The organism is Streptomyces sp. NPDC002884, assembly GCF_040295245.1.
Taxonomy (GTDB): domain Bacteria; phylum Actinomycetota; class Actinomycetes; order Streptomycetales; family Streptomycetaceae; genus Streptomyces.
In genome coordinates this window covers 292,427-312,525 of the sequence record NZ_JBEOVB010000007.1, presented here as the reverse complement: position 1 = coordinate 312,525, position 20,099 = coordinate 292,427, and the positions used below count along the sequence as shown (strand labels likewise).

Annotated in this window: 18 protein-coding genes; 9 read left to right on the top strand and 9 right to left on the bottom strand. The window is 72.1% G+C overall.

The features are described from left to right. The first annotated feature begins 139 nt into the window (after positions 1–139). The 3 genes from ABT070_RS17940 to ABT070_RS17930 all read left to right on the top strand — a co-directional run bounded on the left by ABT070_RS17940 (position 140) and on the right by ABT070_RS17930 (position 4,125). Positions 140–2,539, top strand: a complete 2,400-nt coding sequence (locus ABT070_RS17940; protein ID WP_351761251.1) for a trypsin-like peptidase domain-containing protein — start codon at positions 140–142, stop codon at positions 2,537–2,539. 285 nt (positions 2,540–2,824) lie between these two features. Further along, on the top strand, positions 2,825–3,295 hold the full coding sequence (locus ABT070_RS17935) for a sec-independent translocase (RefSeq protein WP_351761249.1): 471 nt from the start codon (positions 2,825–2,827) through the stop codon (positions 3,293–3,295). 170 nt (positions 3,296–3,465) lie between these two features. Further along, the gene (locus ABT070_RS17930) at positions 3,466–4,125 is read left to right on the top strand and encodes a hypothetical protein (protein ID WP_351761247.1); all 660 of its coding nucleotides are present in this window, start codon (positions 3,466–3,468) and stop codon (positions 4,123–4,125) included. An 86-nt stretch (positions 4,126–4,211) separates the two neighbouring features. Here ABT070_RS17930 and ABT070_RS17925 read toward each other — a convergent pair whose 3' ends face one another. From ABT070_RS17925 to ABT070_RS17915, 3 genes are read right to left on the bottom strand one after another with little or no spacing between them, the layout of a single operon-like run. Then, positions 4,212–5,345, bottom strand: coding sequence for an Mrp/NBP35 family ATP-binding protein (locus tag ABT070_RS17925; protein WP_351761244.1), 1,134 nt, complete (start codon positions 5,343–5,345; stop codon positions 4,212–4,214). A 43-nt stretch (positions 5,346–5,388) separates the two neighbouring features. Further along, positions 5,389–5,985, bottom strand: coding sequence for a DUF1003 domain-containing protein (locus tag ABT070_RS17920; protein WP_351761242.1), 597 nt, complete (start codon positions 5,983–5,985; stop codon positions 5,389–5,391). Further along, on the bottom strand, positions 5,975–7,270 hold the full coding sequence (locus tag ABT070_RS17915) for a magnesium transporter MgtE N-terminal domain-containing protein (RefSeq protein WP_351761240.1): 1,296 nt from the start codon (positions 7,268–7,270) through the stop codon (positions 5,975–5,977). The genes ABT070_RS17920 and ABT070_RS17915 overlap by 11 nt, the downstream gene beginning before the upstream one ends. Before the next feature lie 211 nt (positions 7,271–7,481). Here ABT070_RS17915 and ABT070_RS17910 point away from each other — a divergent pair, with 211 nt between their 5' ends. Next, positions 7,482–8,234, top strand: a complete 753-nt coding sequence (locus tag ABT070_RS17910; RefSeq protein ID WP_351761237.1) for a hypothetical protein — start codon at positions 7,482–7,484, stop codon at positions 8,232–8,234. Between the two features lie 68 nt (positions 8,235–8,302). On the opposite strand, the gene ABT070_RS17905 is transcribed toward ABT070_RS17910, so the two are convergent. Both ABT070_RS17905 and ABT070_RS17900 read right to left on the bottom strand, forming a co-directional pair. Then, on the bottom strand, positions 8,303–8,821 hold the full coding sequence (locus ABT070_RS17905) for a hypothetical protein (RefSeq protein WP_351761235.1): 519 nt from the start codon (positions 8,819–8,821) through the stop codon (positions 8,303–8,305). A 32-nt stretch (positions 8,822–8,853) separates the two neighbouring features. Continuing rightward, positions 8,854–9,984, bottom strand: coding sequence for a magnesium and cobalt transport protein CorA (locus ABT070_RS17900; protein ID WP_351761232.1), 1,131 nt, complete (start codon positions 9,982–9,984; stop codon positions 8,854–8,856). Positions 9,985–10,475: 491 nt separating this feature from the next. Here ABT070_RS17900 and ABT070_RS17895 point away from each other — a divergent pair, with 491 nt between their 5' ends. Then, on the top strand, positions 10,476–11,060 hold the full coding sequence (locus ABT070_RS17895; protein WP_351761230.1) for a suppressor of fused domain protein: 585 nt from the start codon (positions 10,476–10,478) through the stop codon (positions 11,058–11,060). 61 nt (positions 11,061–11,121) lie between these two features. Here the strand turns inward: ABT070_RS17895 and ABT070_RS17890 are convergent, their stop codons facing one another. After that, a complete protein-coding gene (locus ABT070_RS17890; protein WP_351761227.1) occupies positions 11,122–12,345 on the bottom strand; it encodes an MFS transporter in 1,224 nt (407 codons plus the stop codon). A gap of 158 nt (positions 12,346–12,503) precedes the next feature. Between ABT070_RS17890 and ABT070_RS17885 the strand changes: the two genes are divergently transcribed. From ABT070_RS17885 to ABT070_RS17875, 3 genes are all read left to right on the top strand, one after another. After that, entirely contained in the window at positions 12,504–13,145 is a 642-nt protein-coding gene (locus tag ABT070_RS17885; RefSeq protein WP_351761224.1) for a DUF6758 family protein, read from the top strand. Between the two features lie 173 nt (positions 13,146–13,318). Continuing rightward, on the top strand, positions 13,319–14,176 hold the full coding sequence (locus ABT070_RS17880) for a PHP domain-containing protein (RefSeq protein ID WP_351761222.1): 858 nt from the start codon (positions 13,319–13,321) through the stop codon (positions 14,174–14,176). A 54-nt stretch (positions 14,177–14,230) separates the two neighbouring features. After that, positions 14,231–14,836 (top strand): MarC family protein, encoded by a 606-nt coding sequence (locus ABT070_RS17875; protein WP_020127905.1) that lies wholly within the window; start codon positions 14,231–14,233, stop codon positions 14,834–14,836. Between the two features lie 77 nt (positions 14,837–14,913). Here the strand turns inward: ABT070_RS17875 and ABT070_RS17870 are convergent, their stop codons facing one another. Next, entirely contained in the window at positions 14,914–15,066 is a 153-nt protein-coding gene (locus ABT070_RS17870) for a DUF8834 family protein (RefSeq protein ID WP_351761219.1), read from the bottom strand. A gap of 209 nt (positions 15,067–15,275) precedes the next feature. Here ABT070_RS17870 and ABT070_RS17865 point away from each other — a divergent pair, with 209 nt between their 5' ends. Then, positions 15,276–16,172: an NYN domain-containing protein gene (locus ABT070_RS17865; protein ID WP_351761457.1), complete on the top strand. Its 897-nt coding sequence runs from the start codon at positions 15,276–15,278 to the stop codon at positions 16,170–16,172. Positions 16,173–16,205: 33 nt separating this feature from the next. Here ABT070_RS17865 and ABT070_RS17860 read toward each other — a convergent pair whose 3' ends face one another. Both ABT070_RS17860 and ABT070_RS17855 read right to left on the bottom strand, forming a co-directional pair. Next, positions 16,206–17,087, bottom strand: coding sequence for an alpha/beta fold hydrolase (locus tag ABT070_RS17860; RefSeq protein ID WP_351761216.1), 882 nt, complete (start codon positions 17,085–17,087; stop codon positions 16,206–16,208). A 123-nt stretch (positions 17,088–17,210) separates the two neighbouring features. Next, positions 17,211–19,994, bottom strand: coding sequence for a DEAD/DEAH box helicase (locus tag ABT070_RS17855; RefSeq protein WP_351761214.1), 2,784 nt, complete (start codon positions 19,992–19,994; stop codon positions 17,211–17,213). Between the last annotated feature and the right edge of the window lie 105 nt (positions 19,995–20,099).

Genomic DNA, 20,099 nt, shown 5'->3' with positions numbered 1-20,099 from the left:
TTGAATCCAGGGAGGATCCGGGGAGGACCGCGCCCTGCCGGCCAGCGGGGCGCGAAGGCGGAGTCCGCCGGACCGGTGCCCGAGCGTGCCGCCGGTCGGCGCCGTGGCCCCGGGGGAGCGGGCTCGAGTGGGGGAGTGCATGGACGACGGGAAGCCCACGAGGGCGAAGTGGTGGAGCCGGCCTCGACCGCAGGCGTCCCCGGGGGGACAGAGCCCCGGGGACCCGGCCGACGTCACGACGGCGGAGCCGGCCCCCGAGGAGACCAGCGGACGCGAGCCGTCGACCGGGACCGAGGACGAGGGCGACTTCGAACTGGCCCGACCCGCACGGCCGACACCTGCCACCACCGACGGCGACTACGAACTGAGCCGCCCCGCCGGAGAGACAACACCCCCGGTACTCCCCGTCCCGCCGACGGCTTCGGAGGCTTCCGCGACCCAGGAGGCCGCTGTGCTTCCGGCGGCCTCTGTGCTTCCGGCGGCTCCAGCGGCCCTGGAGGTCCCGGCAGCCCTGGAGGTCCCGTCGGCTCCGGAGGTCTATGCGGCTCCGGCGGTCCTGGAGGTTCCGGCGCCTGCGGAGGTCTATGCGGCCGCGGCGGTCCCGGAGGATCGGGCGGTCCCGGTGCCCTCGGCGGCTCCAGCGGAGCCGGTCGCCTCGGAAGCTCCGGTCGGCCCGGCCGACGCCGTCCTCCCCGCCGAGGTGACCGCTGAGGCGACCGCCGCGGAGCCGCCGCCGGTCCTCGTCGAGCGGCCCAAGCCCCTTCACGACCCCGACCCCTACAGCACCCCGCCGTACGGCGAACCGGGCCCCTGGGCGCCCGCACCGCCTGTCCAGCACCCGGCGGTGACATCCGCGCCCGCCCCCGCCGCACACGGCGCTGCGCAGGCCCCTCCCGCGCCCGGCGCCACGGTGCCGGCGACGGCGGAGTCCGGGGACCCCGCGACGGCCGCAGCGCCGGCCCCCGCCGCACACGGCACGGCACCGGCGACGAGGGAGTCCGGGCTCCCCGGAACAGCCGTAGCGCCCGTTCAGTCCGCTCAGCCCGTTCAGTCCGCCTCTCCCGTCCAGCCCGCCGGGCACACCGTGCCCGCGCCGACCGCGCCGACCGCACCGACCGTGCCCACCGGGCACACTGCGCCCGTGCCCGCCTCGGCCACCCCGCCCGCTGCGCCCCCGCTCACCGTGCCCGTGCCCGCCCCGGCCGCCCCCGGCGGGCCTCTCGGTGGTTCGGGCGGGGCGGAGGAGGTATCCGCAGGCGCGGCGGATCCCGCTGCCGGGCTCGCCGCCGACCCCTGGCACCGTTACGACCCCTGGTCCGCCACCCCCGTCGCCGGAGCCACGGGGCCCGGAGAGCGGCGCCACGGCGCGCTCGGCGGCGGCCCCCTCCAGTACACGGGTGCGGGCCTGCTCACCGAGGACCAGCGGCGCAGGCAGGTGCGCAGAAGGCTGGTCGGGGGAGCGCTGGCCGTCGCGCTGGTCTCCGGCGGGCTCGGCGGAGCCGTGGGCGTTTATTTGGAGCGCAACGGCGGCCTCAACCCGGTGGAGCTGCCGCAGGCCGCCGCGGAGCCCACCGGGCGGCCCGCGGACAGCGTGGCCGGGATCGCCGCGCGCGCCCTGCCCGGCGTCGTCACGCTGCATGTCAGCGGCAGCGAGGAGTCCGGTACCGGCACCGGCTTCGTGCTCGACTCGCTCGGCTACATCCTCACCAACAACCACGTCGTCGAGCCCGCCGGGGGCGACGGCGAGATAACCGTCGTCTTCAACGGGGGGCAGACCGCCGAGGCCGAGGTCGTCGGCCGGGACAGCGGATACGACCTCGCCGTGGTCAGGGTGACCGGGGTGAAGGGGCTGAAGCCGCTCTACCTCGGCAACTCCGACAACGTCCGGGTCGGTGACCCGGTGGTCGCCATCGGCGCCCCCTTCGACCTGGAGGGCACCGTCACCTCCGGCATCATCAGCGCCAAGGAACGGCCCATCACCGCCGGAGGCGAGAGCGGGGACGGGAGCGACGTGTCGTACGTCGACGCCCTCCAGACCGACGCGCCGATCAACCCGGGGAACTCCGGCGGGCCGCTCCTCGACGCGCAGGGCCATGTCATCGGCATCAACTCCGCCATCCGTTCCGCCGACGACGGCACCGACTCCGGCAGTGCCCGGGCCGGTTCGATCGGCCTGGGCTTCGCCATCCCGGTCAACCAGGGCAAGCGCGTCGCCGAGGAGCTGATCAACACCGGCAGGGCGACCCATCCGGTCATCGGTGTCACGCTCGACATGGACTACGCGGGCGACGGCGCCCGGGTCGGTACGGAGGAGGGGGCCGCGGGCTCCCCGGTCACCGCGGGCGGGCCCGCCGACCGGGCCGGCGTGCGGGCGGGGGACGTCATCACGGAGATCGACGGCCGGCGCGTCCACTCCGGCGAGGAGCTGATCGTCAAGACCCGCGCCCACCGCCCCGGCGACCGGCTGGCGCTGACGATCGAGCGGGACGGCCGCGAGCGCACCCTCACCCTGGTCCTCGGCTCGTCCGGCGGCGGCTGACGCGGCCCGCGCCCCGGCCCGGCCCTTTCCCCCGGCCCGGCCCTTTCCCCCGGCCCGGCCCTTTCCCAGGGATTGACAGAAACGTCACAGGTCAGGCCCCGAAACCCGGCCCCACAAGGCAAACAACGCGGAAAACCGGCCGGGTACACCTACTCGGACGTCCCCGGACGGTACCGGTCGGACAGGTGCGACAGGTACCGTGGACCCGGCCCGGACCACGGAAGACCCGAACTTGACCACTGAGGGCCGAGGGCCGAGGGCCGCGGACATCGCAAGGAGCTTCAGGTGTTCAATGACATAGGACCGCTCGAGCTGGTGACGATCGTCGTCCTGGCCGTGCTCGTCTTCGGTCCGGACAAGCTCCCGAAGGTCATCCAGGACGTGATGCGCACCGTCCGGAAGATCCGTGAGTTCTCGGAGAGCGCCAAGGCGGACATCCGCAGCGAACTGGGTCCGGAGTTCAAGGACTTCGAGTTCGAGGACCTCAACCCCAAGACGTTCATCCGCAAGCAGATGGACAACGACGAGCTGGGGCTGAAGGAGATCCGCAACGGCTTCGACCTGAAGAAGGAGATGGCCGAGGTCACGGACGCGGTCCACAGCCGTGACACGGACTCCTCCACCTCGGGTTCGTCGGCCTCGGCGATCTCGTCGGGTTCGGCGGGGTCCTCGGGAGACGGTCGTATCGACATGACCAAGAAGCCCGAGGAGTCCGCCAAGGACGAGCGTCCGCCCTACGACGCGGACGCCACCTGAGCCACTCGCGCCCCCCCGATGTGAGGGGGCGCACGCCGCACGCGCCGGGCGGCTTCCCGGCTGCCCGGAGCGGGGTGGCTATGCTGCCTGGTTGTTGTGCGGAGCGGACGAGTACGCCCGAAGGGGGGCGGGCCGGTCGTTCCGTCGAGAACGAGGAGGCGTCCGGGCACATGGAGACGACGAGTCGGGCAGTCGAGCAGACGCCGGCCGCGGAGGGCGGACAACAGGTCCCCTCCGCCCGGCGTACGGTCGACGGCTACTTGGAGGCGCCCTTCCCCTGGTACGGCCTCGACGAGGCCTTCACGGGGCCGCGCTGGCTGATGCAGGTGGGAGCGGCGGCCGACGGAGCGGTCGAGCACGGTTCCATCGGACACGGTGACGAGCCCTCCGTCCGGCACGAGACGGCCGGTGAGGACCGCGGGAAGTTCGCGGTCGTGGTGACCGTCGCCGCGAACCCCGTACGGCGCAGCCCGGACGGCACGGGCCTGCTGGAGGCCACCTCGGTGTCCTCGGCGGCCTGGCTCGCGGGGGTGGGTCTGCTGACCTTCACCTGGCCGGGCCAGATGGACCACAGCCTGCGCGACGACTGGCTGGACCAGCAGACCGAGACGGCGTGGGTCCTCGCCGACGACCTCACGGGAGCGGACTGGTCGACGCTGTCCCTGCCGGTCGACGGCGTCCCGACGTCCTTCCACTACCGCGAGTCGGAGTTCGGCTGGGTGCTGGCCGGCTCGACCTCGCAAGGGGTGCACGTGGGGGCGTACGGGAGGGGCATGAGCGCGTACGGCCTCGGTTTCGCCATGATCAAGGACATCGAGACGTACGCCTGATCGGCCTTACGACAGCGGGGGCGCCGTCCGGACCGGACGGCGCCCCCGCTGTCGTACGAAGGGGGAGTACGGGACCCGCGGCCGGGCTAGAACTTGTTCCGGGGCGTGATCCCGAGGGACAGCCCCGAGAGACCGCGCTGCCTGCCGCCCAGCTTGCCCGCGATGGCCCGCAGGGCGGAGCCCGCCGGGGACTCCGGGTCGGTCAGGACGACCGGCTTGCCCTCGTCGCCGCCCTCGCGCAGCCGGACGTCGATCGGGATGGAGCCGAGCACCGGGACGTTGGCGCCGGTCGTGCGGGTCAGCCCCTCGGCCACCGACTGTCCGCCGCCCGTGCCGAAGACGTCGACCATCTCATCGCAGTGCGGGCAGGGCAGACCGGACATGTTCTCGACCACGCCGACGATCTTCTGGTGGGTCTGGACGGCGATGGAGCCCGCCCGTTCGGCCACCTCGGCCGCCGCCTGCTGCGGGGTCGTCACGACCAGGATCTCGGCGTTCGGGACGAGCTGCGCCACGGAGATCGCGATGTCGCCGGTGCCCGGCGGGAGGTCGAGCAGCAGCACGTCCAGGTCGCCCCAGTACACGTCCGACAGGAACTGCTGGAGCGCGCGGTGGAGCATCGGGCCGCGCCAGACGACCGGGGCGTTGCCCGGGGTGAACATGCCGATGGAGATGACCTTCACGCCGTGCGCGGACGGCGGCATGATCATGTTCTCGACCTGGGTGGGACGGCCGTCCGCGCCCAGCATGCGCGGCACGCTGTGGCCGTAGATGTCGGCGTCGACCACGCCCACCTTGAGGCCGTCGGCCGCCATCGCCGCCGCCAGGTTCACCGTCACCGACGACTTGCCGACGCCGCCCTTGCCGGACGCGACCGCGTACACCCGGGTGAGCGAGCCCGGCTTGGCGAACGGGACCTCGCGCTCGGTCTGGCCGCCGCGCAGGGCGTTCGCCAGCTCCTTGCGCTGCTCGTCGCTCATGACGTCGAGGGTGACGTCGACATGGGTGACGCCGTCGACCCGGGAGACCGCGTCGGTCACCCGCTGAGTGATCGTCTCGCGCATCGGGCAGCCGGAGACCGTCAGGTACACGGTGACCGCGACCGTCCCGTCCGCGTAGATCTCCACCGACTTCACCATCCCGAGTTCGGTGATGGGCCGGTTGATCTCGGGGTCGTTCACCGTCGCCAGTGCCTCGCGCACCGCGTCTTCGCTAGCCATAAGGACGATGGTACGGCGAGCGGCGGTGGGGCAGGTAAGGCCGTCACCGGTCTTCTACGTCACGTCCCCGCGACCGTTCTGCCGGGAATACGGCATGTTCGCGGTGCCCGTCCCGCCGCTCGTCCAGTTCCTTGACCATGTCCTGGAGCTCGGAGCGGATCCAGTCCCGGGTCGCGACCTCGCCGAGACCGATCCGCAGGGCGGCGATCTCCCGGGTCAGATACTCGGTGTCGGCGATGGATCGCTCGTTCTGCTTGCGGTCCTGCTCCAGGTTGACCCGGTCACGGTCGTCCTGCCGGTTCTGCGCGAGCAGGATCAGCGGAGCCGCGTAGGAGGCCTGGAGCGACAGCATCAGGGTCAGGAAGATGAACGGGTAGTTGTCGAAGCGCAGGTCGCCCGGGGCGAAGATGTTCCACAGGACCCAGACGATGATGACGATCGTCATCCAGACGATGAACCGCCCGGTGCCCAGGAACCGCGCGATGCGCTCCGACAGCCGCCCGAAGGCCTCCGGGTCCCACTCGGGCAGGATCCGGTGCCGGGGCGACCGCGGCTGGTCCAGCCGGGCCCTGGGGCGGCTGGACGCCGTGGCGCCGGCCGGGGTGCGCTCGGCGCGGCCGGTCTCGCGGTCAGGAGTCATGCGGGCCCACCTCCTCGGTCGTGTCCTCGTCGAGGTGGAACTCCGTCTCCCGCCAGTCCTCCGGCAGCATGTGGTCCAGGACGTCGTCCACGGTCACCGCGCCCAGCAGCGAGCCGGCCTCGTCGACGACGGGCGCCGCGACCATGTCGTAGGTCGCGAAGAACCCGGCGACGACCGGCAGCGCCGCGTCCGGCGCCAGGGCCTGGAGATCGTCGTCGAGCATCGAACTGACCAGCGTGTACGGGGGGTCGCGCAGCAGGCGCTGGAAGTGGACCGTGCCGAGGTACTTGCCGGTCGGCGTCTCGTCGGGCGGGCGGCAGACGTAGACCTGGGCGGCGAGGGCGGGGGAGAGGTCGCGGTTGCGCACCCGTGCGAGGGCGTCGGCGACGGTGGCGTCGGGGCGCAGGATGATCGGCTCGGTGGTCATCAGCCCGCCCGCCGTGTGCTCCTCGTACGACAGCAGGCGCCGCATGTCGGCCGCGTCGTCGGGCTGCATCAGGCTCAGCAGCCGCTCCTGGTCCTGCTCCGGGAGTTCGGAGAGCAGGTCGGCCGCGTCGTCGGGGTCCATGGCCTCCAGGACGTCCGCCGCGCGCTCCTCCTTCAGCTTGCCGAGGATCTCGATCTGGTCGTCCTCCGGGAGCTCTTCGAGGACGTCGGCGAGACGGTCGTCGTCGAGGGCGGCGGCGACCTCGGCGCGCCGCTTGGGCGACAGATGGTGCAGGACGTTGGCGAGGTCGGCGGGGCGCAGCTGCTCGAAGGTGGCGAGGAGGCTCTCCGCGCCCTGTCCGTGCTCCTCCAGCGAGAACCCGGTGACCGCCGACCACTCCACGGTCAGCGTCTCGCCCTTCGCCCGCCGGAAGGCGGTCGCCTTCTTCCCCTTGCGCACGAAGACCCGGTCGAGCTCCCAGTCCCGGCGGGCCGGCAGCTGCTGCACCGACACGTCGAGGACGGTGACCTCCTCGCCGGTCTCGCCGAGCGTGACGCGCCGGTCGAGCAGCTCACCGAAGACGAGCCGCTCGGTGGGCCGCTGCTCGAAGCGGCGGACGTTGAGCACGCCGGTGGTGATGACCTGACCGGACTCGATGCCGGTGACCCGGGTCATGGGCAGGAAGATCCGGCGCCGCGTGGACAGTTCGACGACCAGCCCGAGCACCCTCGGCGGCCGCCGCCGCACCCGCAGCATGACGACCAGATCGCGCACGCGCCCCACCTGGTCGCCGCTCGGGTCGAAGACGGGAACGCCGGAGAGGTGCGACACGAAGATCCGCGGGGCGCCCGCTGCCATGACAGCACCTCCTTCTTCCGTACCGACGTCAGTGCTGTCGCCGCTGATGTCCTTTTCCCCATTGCCCGCTCGTGCGGGCTTCAGGCTAGCCCGTCCCGATCGGATCCGCCCTGGTGGGCGGTCCGGACGGACCGGCTCCGCCCGCCCGCCGCGCCCCCGGTACGCTGCCGTACGCCGCTCAGCACACCCCCGCAGAAAGGCGGCCTTCTCTGTGACTGCGATTCCCCAGGGCCGAACTCGCCGCGCCTCGCTGGTGAGCGCGATGTGCGCACTGGTCGTGGGCATGGGACTGACGGGGTGCAGCGAGGATCCGGACGCGGGCACGAACGGGGTGGGCAAGCTGCCCGCCGCGCAGATCCAGTCGAAGGCGAAGGCGGCCGCCGGCGCCGTGGACGCGGTGCGGCTGTCCGGGAGCGTGGTCACCAGCGGGCACACGTACAAGCTGGACATGAGCCTGAAGGCGGACGGCGGCACCGGGTCGGTCACCGCGGAGGGGGCCACCTTCCACCTGCTGCGGGTCGGCGAGCAGCTGTACCTGAAGGCCGACGCGGCGTTCTGGAACAACGAGGACGGCAAGTCCGGCGACGACGGTTCGGACACGGCGGCCGCCGACAAACTCGACGGCAAGTACGTGAAGGTGCCGACGGGCGACCCCTCGTACAAGAAGTTCAGCGGCTTCACGGACAAGGACCTCCTCCTCGACGGGCTGCTGACGCTGCACGGCTCGCTGGCCACCGACGGCCACCACGAGCAGTCCGGCGTCCGTACGATCCGCATCACCGGCGACGGCGGCTCCGGCGGCAAACTGGACGTGTCGCTGGAGGGCAAGCCCTACCCGCTGCGCCTGGAGCGCGCCGGAGGAGCCGGAACGCTGAGTTTCTCCTCCTGGGGCAAGGACTTCGCCCTGAAGGAACCGGCGAAGGACGAGACGGTGGACTACGGGAAGCAGCTCCCGACCTCGTGAGCCGCCGCTGACGGATCCGGTCGCCGACGGATGCGGTCGCTCGCGGAACCGTCCGCTCGAGGCGCCGGCTAGGCGCGTCTGCGCTTGCGCAGCAGCAGCTTCGGCAGGCCGGCCGGCGCCGGCTCGCGCGTGGTGGCGGGCGAGGGCACGGGCCGTGCGGCCAGGTCGCCGTCGGGCAGCGGCAGCGTGGCCCCCGTCGGCTCCAGGCGGAGCACCCGGCACTCGCGTGCCCAGCGCCCGGTCATCGCCTCGCCGTCGGGCGCGTTCAGCCGCTTGCCCTTGAGCTCGGCGACGGCCGCCTGCCACTCCTCGGAGCCGGGCGCGAGGAGCACGACCTTCGCCGCCCACGAGACCAGCCGGCCGCCCTTGTCCTTGCTGCGGACCGTGACCTCGGCGGAGCCGCCCTCGGTCAGTCCGGTCAGCGGCTGCTCCCCGGGCCCGTCGCCGACCACACAGGCCGCGCCCTCGTGCCACACGTGCCACAGCGCCCGCGCGGCCTGTTCGCCGGCACCCTGGACCCAGACGAGGCCGGACTTCTTGGTGGCCTCCTCGACGAGGGCCCGGTCGAGCAGCAGCTCTCTTGTCATGGGGTCACCCTAGCCAGCCGGCGCCGGGGTCCTCACAGCCAGCCGTTGCGCTTCAGCGTGCGGTGGATGCCGACACAGAGCGCCACCATGGCCGACATGACCACGGGGTAGCCGAACTTCCAGTGCAGTTCCGGCATGTAGTCGAAGTTCATCCCGTACACCCCGCACACCATCGTCGGTACGGCGATGATCGCGGCCCAGGACGTGATCTTCCGCATGTCCTCGTTCTGCGCGACGGACGCCTGCGCGAGGTTGGCCTGGAGGATCGAGTTGAGCAGTTCGTCGAAGCCGATGACCTGCTCCTGGACCCGGGCGAGGTGGTCGGCGACGTCCCGGAAGTACTTCTGGATGTCCGGGTCGACCAGCCGCATCGGCCGCTCGCTCAGCAGCTGCATCGGCCGCAGCAGCGGCGACACCGCGCGCTTGAACTCCAGTACCTCACGCTTGAGTTGGTAGATCCGGCCGGCGTCCGTGCCGCGCGGGGTGCCCTTGCGTCCCGGCGAGAACACCTCCGTCTCGACCTCGTCGATGTCGTCCTGGACGGCGTCCGCGACCGCGATGTAGCCGTCGACGACGTGGTCGGCGATGGCGTGCAGCACCGCCGAGGGGCCCTTGGCGAGCAGCTCGGGGTCGTCCTGCAGGCGGTGGCGCAGCGCGCGCAGCGAGCCCTGGCCGCCGTGCCGGACCGTGATGAAGAAGTCCTTGCCGGTGAAGCACATGACCTCACCGGTCTCGACGACCTCGCTGTTGGCCGTGAGCCGGTCGTGCTCGATGTAGTGGATGGTCTTGAAGACCGTGAAGAGGGAGTCGTCGTAGCGCTCCAGCTTGGGCCGCTGGTGCGCCTGCACGGCGTCCTCCACGGCCAGCGGGTGCAGTCCGAACTCGCTGGCGATACCGGCGAATTCGGCCTCGGTCGGCTCGTGCAGGCCGATCCACACGAAGCCTCCGTCGCGCCGTACCCGGCGCATGGCCTCCTGCGGGGTCGGCGGCTGCGTGTACGCGACACGCGCGCCGTCGCGGTAGACGGCGCAGTCGACGACGGCGGACGGCGTCGCGGGGTCGCGGGTGGTGTCGTAGGCGCCGGTGTCCATGCGCCCGCCCCCCTTGCGCAGGGAGGGACGGGCCGGGCGGACAACGGCACGGAGGTCGCGGATCATCGACATGGCAGGCTCCTTCGCGACTAGCAAAGAAAGACCGCCACGACGGGTGGAACTGCCCGGAATGAGGACGTCCTGAGTGCGGAGGTTTGGCACGTCCACAAAGCGGGGAGCACCGCTCCGTCGCGGTGGCGAGCTTCGCTACTGAATCAGACCGGAGAGATCTGGCAGATCAGACAGATCGAGCAGATCAGGTGACAAAAGAAACGAAGTGCTCTTCCGCATGAAGATGAGCGCGAGAGATGGCGACCAGCCGGGGGCCAAGAAGCCGGAGCAGCTGCGTCAGCGGCAGGAAGAGCGAGTGGTACTGCACGGGTGACTTCGATCCATGACAGCCCCACCTCCTCCAGCCGGTCCCTCGTAAGGGAGTCTCGTCTGCGTCGGGGCAAGATCGCGACGCTTCTGCGTGCTGCCCCGAACCACCGGGCAAGAATAGCAGTCGACTGAAGTGTCAAGGCGCTGCTTTGCCCCGCACTGACGAGTTCTATGCTCGCCGCATGGTTGATGTTCTTCCTCTGGTCGAGGCCCGTCTGCGCAGCGCGCTGGGCGAGCCGGACGCCCGCGCCGCGGTCACCTTCCTCGGTGCGGACCGCCTCGAGGTGCTGCGATTCCACGAGGGCGACGTCGTCCGCTACGCCACGCTCGGCATGTCCGCGCAGCCGATGAGCGACCCGACGGCGGTGCTCGCCGATCCGGTCGAGGGGCCGCGCGCCGAGCTGGTGCTGTCCGTCAGGCCCGGCGCGTCCGACACCGACAAGGTGCTCCGCCCGCTGGCCGTCCTCGCCGCGTCCCCGCAGGTCGAGGGCGTGGTCGTGGCCCCCGGCAGCTCGCTCGACGTGGGTGAACCCCTGTGGCCCGGCGCCCCGTTCACCTCGGTCCTGGTCGCCGAGCCGGGCGGTCTGGTCGAGGATCTCGACCTCGACGCGCCGCTCGACCCGGTCCGCTTCCTGCCCCTGCTCCCCATGACCCCCAACGAGGCCGCCTGGAAGCGCGTGCACGGCGCCCAGGCCCTCCAGGAGCGCTGGCTGACGAACGGGACGGACCTTCGGGATCCGTCCCGCAGGTCCGTCCCGCTCGATTGAGATCCGGGTGACCCATGTCACCAACGCTCGCGCGCCGGTCGTCAGTTGACGCCGGGTCGGCTCAGCCGGCGAAGACCGTGACCCCGTCCTGCGTCGCGTGCTTCGGCTGCAGTTCCTCGGCTTCGCGCGTGAGCGCCTTCCGCCGGACGACGACCACGACCGCGCCGAGCACCGCGGTCACCGCCGCGACGACGAACGGGACATGGATGTCGGTCCACTCCTCGATCTTCGGCGCGAAGTAGGGCGCGGCCGCCGCCGCGAACCACCGCACGAAGTTGTAGCCGGCGCTCGCCACCGGGCGGGGGGCGTCCGAGACGCCGAGCGCCAGCTCGGTGTAGACGGTGTTGTTCACGCCGATGAACGCGCCCGACAGGATCGTGCACACGATCGCCGTGGTGTGGTCGCCGTACCCGAGGGCGAACACGTCGACGGCGAGCAGCACCAGCGAGCCGCCGAGCACCTTGAGCGAGCCGAACCGCTCCTGGAGCCGCGGCGCCACGAGGACCGAGAAGACGGCGAGCAGCACGCCCCAGGCGAAGAACACCGCCCCCGACTTGTAGGGGGTCATGTTCAGCACGAACGGGGTGAAGGCCAGCACGGTGAAGAACGTGTAGTTGTAGAAGAACGCCGAGGCCGCCACCGAGGCGAGACCGCCGTGGCCGAGCGCCTTGATCGGGTCCAGGACGGAGATCTTCCGGGCCGGCTTCGGCTGGTCCTTGAGGAACACCGTGATGCACAGGAAGCCGATCGCCATCAGGAACGCGGTGCCGAAGAAGGGGTAACGCCAGCTGGCGTCGCCGAGCAGTGCGCCGAGCAGCGGCCCGCAGGCCATGCCGAGGCCGAGGGCGGACTCGTACAGCAGGATGGCGGCCGCGCTGCCGCCGGCCGCCGCGCCGACGATCACCGCGAGGGCGGTCGACACGAACAGCGCGTTGCCGAGTCCCCAGCCCGCCCGGAAGCCGACGAGTTCACCGACCGAGCCCGAGGTGCCCGCGAGAGCCGCGAAGACGACGACGAGGGCGAGGCCGGCCAGCAGCGTCCTGCGGCCGCCGATCCGGCTGGAGACGAAGCCGGTGACCAGCATCGCGAACGCGGTGATCAGGAAGTACGAGGTGAAGAGCAGGGAGACCTGGCCGGCCGTGGCGTCCAGCCCCTGGGCGATGGACGGCAGGATCGGGTCGACGAGGCCGATGCCCATGAAGGCGACGACGGACGCGCCGGCCGTCGCCCACACCGCCTTCGGCTGCCGCAGGATGCTTCCGGCTCCCGCATCGAATGGGTCCATGGTTCCGCTCACCCCTCGAAAGTAGTTGGTATATACACACGATAAGTTAGATCGCCTAATTAATGCAAGCTACACGCAAATCTTCGGGGCGCGTCACTTCCGTCCGGACGGGTGATCGTCCTTGACGTGGGCGGGCTCGGGTAGGACCGTGGGGCTCTATGAGGGGCGAACCCAGTTGCCCGAAGTGTGGTGGCCGGGTCAGGGCTCCCGGACTCTTCGCCGATTCCTGGCAGTGCGATGTGCACGGGACGGTGCATCCGCTTCAGCCCGTGATCCCGCCCAGCGTCGAGGCCCTCAGCGTCGTCGTGCACCGCACGCAGGTGCCCGTGTGGATGCCGTGGCCGCTGCCTGTCGGCTGGCTCTTCACGGGCGTCACGTACGCGGGGGACGACCGCAGCGGGGGCCGCGCCACCGCCGTGGCCTGCTCCGGGCCGGGCCCGCTCGGCGGTATGGGCGAGCTGATCCTGGTCGCCGAGGAACTGGGCGTCGGGCTCGGCGCGCGTTACGCCGGCGTCGACGGCCCGGACCCGGGCCCGTACATGAGCGTCGAGAAACCCCCGCAGGCCAAGGTCCTGGCCGCCGGCCGTCCGACCCCGCTCTGGCATGTCTCCGCCACCCCGGACGACCGGGCCGTCTTCGCGGGAGAGGCGCGCGGGCTGTGGCTGTGGGCCGTGGTGTGGCCCGAACAGTCCGGCCTGCTGATGTACGACGAGCTGGTGCTCACGGATCTGCGGGACGCGGGGGCCGAGGTGGACCTGGTGCCGTGCGGGGCGCTCTCGCCGCGGCTGCTGAAACCGTAGCGTTCCGCCTGGGGGCCGGCGGTCCCGTACGTGTGCCGCGCTCCGGGGTCTCGGGGGTTTCGGTGGCGCGCGTGTAGGGGGCGCTCGGGGCATTTGGGTGTGACAGGGGTGGGCTGACGACCGGCTATGCTGGAGCGTCCCCTTCCGTCCCGTCACCGCCTGGAGCTCGCGTCGTGCGCATCGACCTGCACTGCCACTCCACGGCCTCCGACGGTACGGACACCCCGGCCGAGCTGGTCCGCAACGCGGGTGCCGCCGGTCTGGACGTCGTCGCGCTGACCGATCACGACACCACTCGTGGATACGCCGAGGCCGTCGCCGCGCTGCCGCCGGGGCTCACGCTCGTGACCGGCGCCGAACTGTCCTGCCGGGTCGACGGCATCAGCATGCACATGCTGGCGTATCTGTTCGACCCCGAGGAGCCCGCCCTGCTCGCCGAGCGGGAGCTGGTGCGCGACGACCGGGTGCCGCGGGCGCGGGGCATGGTCGCCAGGCTCAACGAGCTGGGCGTCCCCGTCACCTGGGAGCAGGTCGCGCGGATCGCGGGGGAGGGGTCCGTCGGGCGGCCGCATGTCGCCACCGCCCTGGTGGAGCTCGGTGTCGTGCCGACCGTGAACGACGCCTTCACCGGGAACTGGCTGGCCGACGGCGGCCGGGCCCACGTCGCGAAGCACGAGACCGATCCCTTCGAGGCGATCCGGCTGGTCAAGGGCGCCGGCGGGGTCACCGTCTTCGCGCACCCGAGCGCGAGCAAGCGGGGCCGTACGGTGCCGGAGTCCGTGATCGCCGAGCTGGCGGCCGCCGGTCTCGACGGCATCGAGGTCGACCACATGGACCACGACGCGGACACCCGCGCGCGGCTGCGCGGGCTCGCCGCCGAGCTGGGACTGCTGGTCACCGGCTCGTCGGACTACCACGGCAGCCGCAAGACCTGCGTGCTCGGCGAGTACACGACCGACCCCGAGGTGTACGGGGAGATCACCCGGCGCGCCACCGGGGCGTTCCCGGTGCCGGGCACCGGCGGGGCCTGAGGCTCGCCTCCGCCCCGTCCGGTCCACCCCCTTTCCCGCAAGGCTCCTGTACTGATGTTCGACGTCGCCGTCTTCGGCTCCCTCTTCCTCACCCTTTTCGTCATCATGGATCCCCCGGGGATCACCCCGATCTTCCTCGCGCTGACCGCCGGACGCCCCGGCAAGGTGCAGAAGCGGATGGCCTTCCAGGCGGTCTGCGTGGCCGGCGGCGTGATCACCGTCTTCGGGCTCCTCGGGCACCAGATCCTCGACTATCTGCATGTCTCCGTCCCCGCGCTGATGATCGCGGGCGGGCTGCTGCTCCTGCTGATCGCGCTCGACCTGCTCACCGGCAAGACCGACGAGCCGAAGCAGACCAAGGACGTCAACGTCGCGCTCGTCCCGCTCGGCATGCCGCTGCTGGCCGGGCCCGGTGCGATCGTCTCCGTCATCCTCGCCGTGCAGAAGGCCGACAGCGCGGCGATGCAGGTGTCGGTCTGGGTGGCCATCCTCGCCATCCATGTCGTGCTGTGGCTGGTGATGCGCTACTCGCTGCTGATCATCAGGGTCATCAAGGACGGCGGCGTGGTCCTGGTGACGCGGCTCGCGGGCATGATGCTCTCGGCGATCGCCGTGCAGCAGATCATCAACGGGATCACCCAGGTGATCCGGGCCGGCTGACCGGACCCCGGTACGCGCAGAGCCCCCCACGGCGACGCCGTGGGGGGCTCTGAAATCTGTAAGGGTCGGGATCCGTGTTACGAGGCCGAGGTGTCGGCCGGGCGGATCCACAGCCGCTGCCCGATGGCGGCGGCCTGTTGAACGATCCGGTTGACGGAGGCGGCGTCCACGACGGTGCAGTCCACGGCCGTGCCGTCGACGTCGTCGAGTCGCATGATTTCGAAGCGCATCGGCTTCTCCCTTCGTCTGGTCATCCTCCTGAGGAGAACTACTTGGTTACGTAGGGAGTCAACGGGATGCGTGTTACAAACATTCCCTACGCTAAAGAAATTTTTCGAACGACTAATTACTGACGAGTAAGAGAGTTCGGGCAAGGGTTCGGCGGAGACTGAACGGGACCGGTTGTGTTCGCAGCGTGACCACCGGAACAATGGAGTCGATGAACGACGACCTCCCGGCCCTCGCCGCCCGTATCGACCGCACGAACGAGCTGCTCACACGCATGCTCGCCGAGGTGGCCAAGACGCCCTCGACCCACGCGATCTTCGTCGACGCGGGGTACCTGTACGCGGCCGCGGGGCGCCTGGTGGCCGGGACCGAGGACCGCCGGGCCTTCGACCTCGACGCCGAGGGCCTGATCGAGGCACTCATCGACCGCGCCCGCTCGATCTTCGCCGACAGCCGGCTGCTGCGCGTCTACTGGTACGACGGCGCCCGGCGCCGCATCCACACCTCCGAGCAGCAGTCCATCGCCGAACTGCCGGACGTCAAGGTGCGGTTGGGCAACCTGAACGCCAACAACCAGCAGAAGGGCGTCGATTCGCTGATCCGGACCGATCTGGAGTCCCTGGCCCGGCACCGGGCCATCAGCGACGCGGCCCTGCTGGGCGGCGACGAGGACCTGGTCTCGGCGGTGGAGGCCGCGCAGGGGTACGGCGCCCGTGTGCACCTCTGGGGCATCGAGGCGCCGGAAGGCCGCAACCAGGCGGAGCCGCTGCTCTGGGAGGTCGACAGCCAGCGCACCCTCGACCTCGACTTCTTCAAGCCGTACGTGTCACGGCGTACCGCGCCGGGCTACGAGGGGCCCGGCGCGAGCCGGCCCAGCCGCGAGGCCGTCCGCTTCGTCGGCGCGCAGGTGGCGGCGAAATGGCTGGCGGCGCGCGGCAGGGAGTCGCTGGCCGAGCTGCTGCCGGGCCACCCCTACCTCCCCGGCTCCGTCGACCAGGACCTTCTCGTGGAGGCCGAGGGCATCCTCCAGTACTCCCTGCGCGGCCAGGCCGACCTGAGACGCGCCCTGCGGGACGGCTTCTGGGAGCACGTGCAGACGCAGTACTAGGGCGCGACCCGCAGGACGGCGACGGGCCGGGCCCTAACGCCGGGGGTGACGGTCCCAGAAGTCGGCGAGCGCGTGGGCCGTCGGCAGCGGCTGCTCCTGGTTCGGCGAGTGCTCGGCGCCCGGCACGACCGTCCGGTGCGCCCCCAGCTCCACGGCCATGTCGTCGAGGAGGGGCACCGGCCAGGTGTCGTCCCGCGCACCCGACAGGACATGGAACGGCAGCGGAACGGCGGCGAGTTCACCGACCCGGTTCGGCTCCACGCACAACTGACGCCCGGTCACCAGGAGTTGAGCGGGCTTGTGGTTCAGCCAGCGCAGCCGCAACAGCTCCGGCGCGGCGGAGCCGCGGGCCGGACCGCCGACCTCCTCCGGCGGCCCCATCGCCAGGATCGCCTCCCACACCTGCGGCATCGACATCACCGCGAGCGCGTCGTGCAGCAGCTTCACCCGCTGCTTCTGCGAGTCCGAGATCTCGGCCGGGCCCGAGGCGACGAGCGTGAACGACACGAACGGGGAGTGGTCGAGAAGGACGGCGGCACGGGCGATCTGGCCGCCGAGGGAGTGCCCCACCAGGTGCACAGGGGCGTCGAGGGCCGCCGCCTGCGCCAGCACATCCAGCGCCAACTCCTCGCGCGCGTAAGCGGATTCGTCTTCGGCAGGCCCGTCGGACTCGTTCTGCCCCCGCCCGTCCACGGCGACGGCCCGGTAGCCGCGGGCCGCGAGCGGCTCGTGCATCCGGTGGAAGTCCTCCTTGCTCCCGGTGAAGCCGGGCATCAGCAGCGCGACACCCCGCTGCTCGACGCCGGCGGGCACGGGCGCGTCGACGACGGCGAACTCGCCGCGCTCGGTCCGCAGCGGATACGAGAGCGCGCCGGGGGGCGGTGGGAAGGGGCTGCTGGTCCTGGGCCTGGTCACGCCCCGAGGCTACCGGGAGGGCACACCGCGCGCCGTCGGTGGGACCTCTCCCGGGAACGCCGACGGCCCGGCCCCTCGTCGAGGAGGGACCGGGCCGTCGGGCCGTCGTGCCAGGCCGACTGATCAGCCGTCCGCGGGCTCCGCGGCGGCCGTCGCCTTGCGGGTGCGACGCACCCTCGGCTTCGCCTCCGCGGTGTCGACCGCGACCTCGACCGCGACCTCGGCCGGGGCGGTGGTGGCGGTCTTGCGGGTGCGGCGGGGCTTGGTGGCTGCCGCTTCCTGGGTGGCCTGGGCCGGGATGTCGGCCGTGGTGGCCGTCGTCTCGGGCGCGGTGGCCTTGCGGGTGCGGCGGGGCTTGGCCTCGGTCGCCTCGGCCGTGTCGACGGCGGCTTCGGCCGGGGCCGCGGCTGCCGTCTTACGGGTGCGACGCGGCTTGACCGCGGCCGCGGCGGCCGCGGCGGCCTCCGCGATCGGCTCCGAGGCCGCAGCCGTGGCGGCGGTCTTGCGGGTACGGCGCGGCTTGGCCTCCGTGGCCTCGGCGGTGTCGACCGCGGCCTCGGCCGGAGCCGCTGCCTTACGGGTGCGACGCGGCTTGACCTCGGGCTCGACGACCGCCGGAGCCTCGACGACCGCCGCGGCGGCCGTCTTGCGGGTGCGGCGCGGCTTGGCCTCGGTGACCTCCACCGCGTCCGTGGTGGCGACGGCCGGGACCGTCGCCTTGCGCGTGGCGCGGCGGCGCGGCTTGGCCTCCGTACCCTCCGCGGTGTCGACCGCGACCTCGACCGCGACCTCGGCCGGGGCGGTGGTGGCGGTCTTGCGGGTGCGGCGGGGCTTGGTGGCTGCCGCTTCCTGGGTGGCCTGGGCCGGGATGTCGGCCGTGGTGGCCGTCGTCTCGGGCGCGGTGGCCTTGCGGGTGCGGCGGGGCTTGGCCTCGGTCGCCTCGGCCGTGTCGACGGCGGCTTCGGCCGGGGCCGCGGCTGCCGTCTTACGGGTGCGACGCGGCTTGACGACGGTCTCGGCGGTGGCGACGGCCGTAACGGCCGCCGGGGCCTCGACGGCCTCGACCACGGCTTCGGCCGGAGGCGTCGCCTTGCGGGTGCGGCGGCGCGGCTTGCTCTCCGTCGCCTCCACCGTGTCGACGGCGGCCTCGGCCACGGGGGCCTCGACGGCCGGCGGTTCCGTCACCGTGGCCGGTGCGGTCTGCGCGGTCTGCGCGGTCTCCGCGGCCTTGCGGGTACGGCGGCGGCGCGGCGCGGCCGGGGCCTCCGCGGCGGACTCCGGGGCGGTCCCCTCGGCGGTCGCCACGACTGCCTGCGCGGCCTCGGCGACGGGCTCGCCCGTCGCCGCGTCGGCCGGCACGGCCGTCACGACGGCGGCCTCGTGCCCGGACCCGTTGCGGGTACGGCGCCGACGGCGCGGAGTACGCGGGCCGGCGGTCTCCTCCGTCACGGGCGTCGGCTCGGCCACGGGGGCCTGCTCGGCAGCCGTGGTCCCGGCGGGCGTCGCGTCGAGCGGCGAGCCGTTGCGCGTACGACGACGGCGACGGGGGGTACGGGCCGAACGCTCGCGCTCGTCGGAGCGCTCTGCGGTCCGCTCGTCGGAGCGGGACTCGGCGCGGCCACCGCGGTCACCGCGACCGCCCCGGTCACCGCGACCGCGGTCACCACGGCCCCCTCGGTCGCCCCGGTCACCGCGACCGCGCGCTCCGCGGCCGCCCGGCTCACCGAGGTCCTCGAGCTCCTCCGCGTCGAGCCCGGCGCGGGTGCGCTCCGAGCGCGGCAGAACACCCTTGGTGCCCGCGGGGATGCCGAGTTCCTCGAAGAAGTGCGGAGAGGTGGAGTACGTCTCCGGCGGGTCGCTGAACTCGAGCTCCAGCGCCTTGTTGATGAGCTGCCAGCGCGGGATGTCGTCCCAGTCGACCAGCGTGACCGCGATGCCCTTGGCGCCCGCGCGGCCGGTACGGCCGATGCGGTGCAGGTACGTCTTCTCGTCCTCGGGGGACTGGTAGTTGATGACGTGCGTGACGCCTTCGACGTCGATGCCGCGGGCGGCCACGTCGGTGCAGACGAGGACGTCGACCTTGCCGTTGCGGAAGGCGCGCAGCGCCTGCTCGCGGGCGCCCTGGCCGAGGTCGCCGTGGACCGCGCCGGAGGCGAAGCCGCGCTGCTGGAGCTGGTCGGCCAGGTCGGCGGCGGTGCGCTTGGTCCGGCAGAACACCATGACCAGGCCGCGGCCCTCGGCCTGCAGGATGCGCGAGACCATCTCGGGCTTGTCCATGTTGTGCGCGCGGTACACGTGCTGCTTGGTGTTCGCGACGGTCCTGCCCGCGTCGTCCGGCGACGTGGCGTTGATGTGCGTGGGCTGCGACATGTAGCGGCGGGCGAGGCCGATGACCGCGCCCGGCATGGTCGCCGAGAACAGCATGGTCTGGCGCTTGGCCGGAAGCATGTTGATGATCTTCTCGACGTCGGGCAGGAAGCCCAGGTCGAGCATCTCGTCGGCCTCGTCCAGGACGAGCGACTTGATGTGCTTGAGGTCGAGCTTCTTCTGGCCCGCGAGGTCCAGCAGGCGGCCCGGGGTGCCGACGACCACGTCGACGCCCTTCTTGAGGGCCTCGACCTGGGGCTCGTAGGCCCGGCCGCCGTAGATGGCGAGGACGCGCACGTTGCGCACCTTGCCCGCGGTCAGCAGGTCGTTGGTGACCTGCGTGCACAGCTCGCGGGTGGGGACGACGATGAGCGCCTGCGGGGCGTCGGTGAGGTCCTCGGGCCGGGCGCGGCCCGCTTCGACGTCGGCGGGGACGGTCACGCGCTCGAGGAGCGGGAGTCCGAAGCCGAGCGTCTTGCCGGTGCCGGTCTTGGCCTGGCCGATGACGTCCGTGCCCGTCAGGGCCACGGGGAGCGTCATCTCCTGGATGGGGAAGGGACTGATGATGCCGACGGCCTCAAGGGCCTCGGCGGTCTCGGAAAGGATGCCGAGCTCTCGGAACGTAGTCAGGGTGCTGCCTCTTCT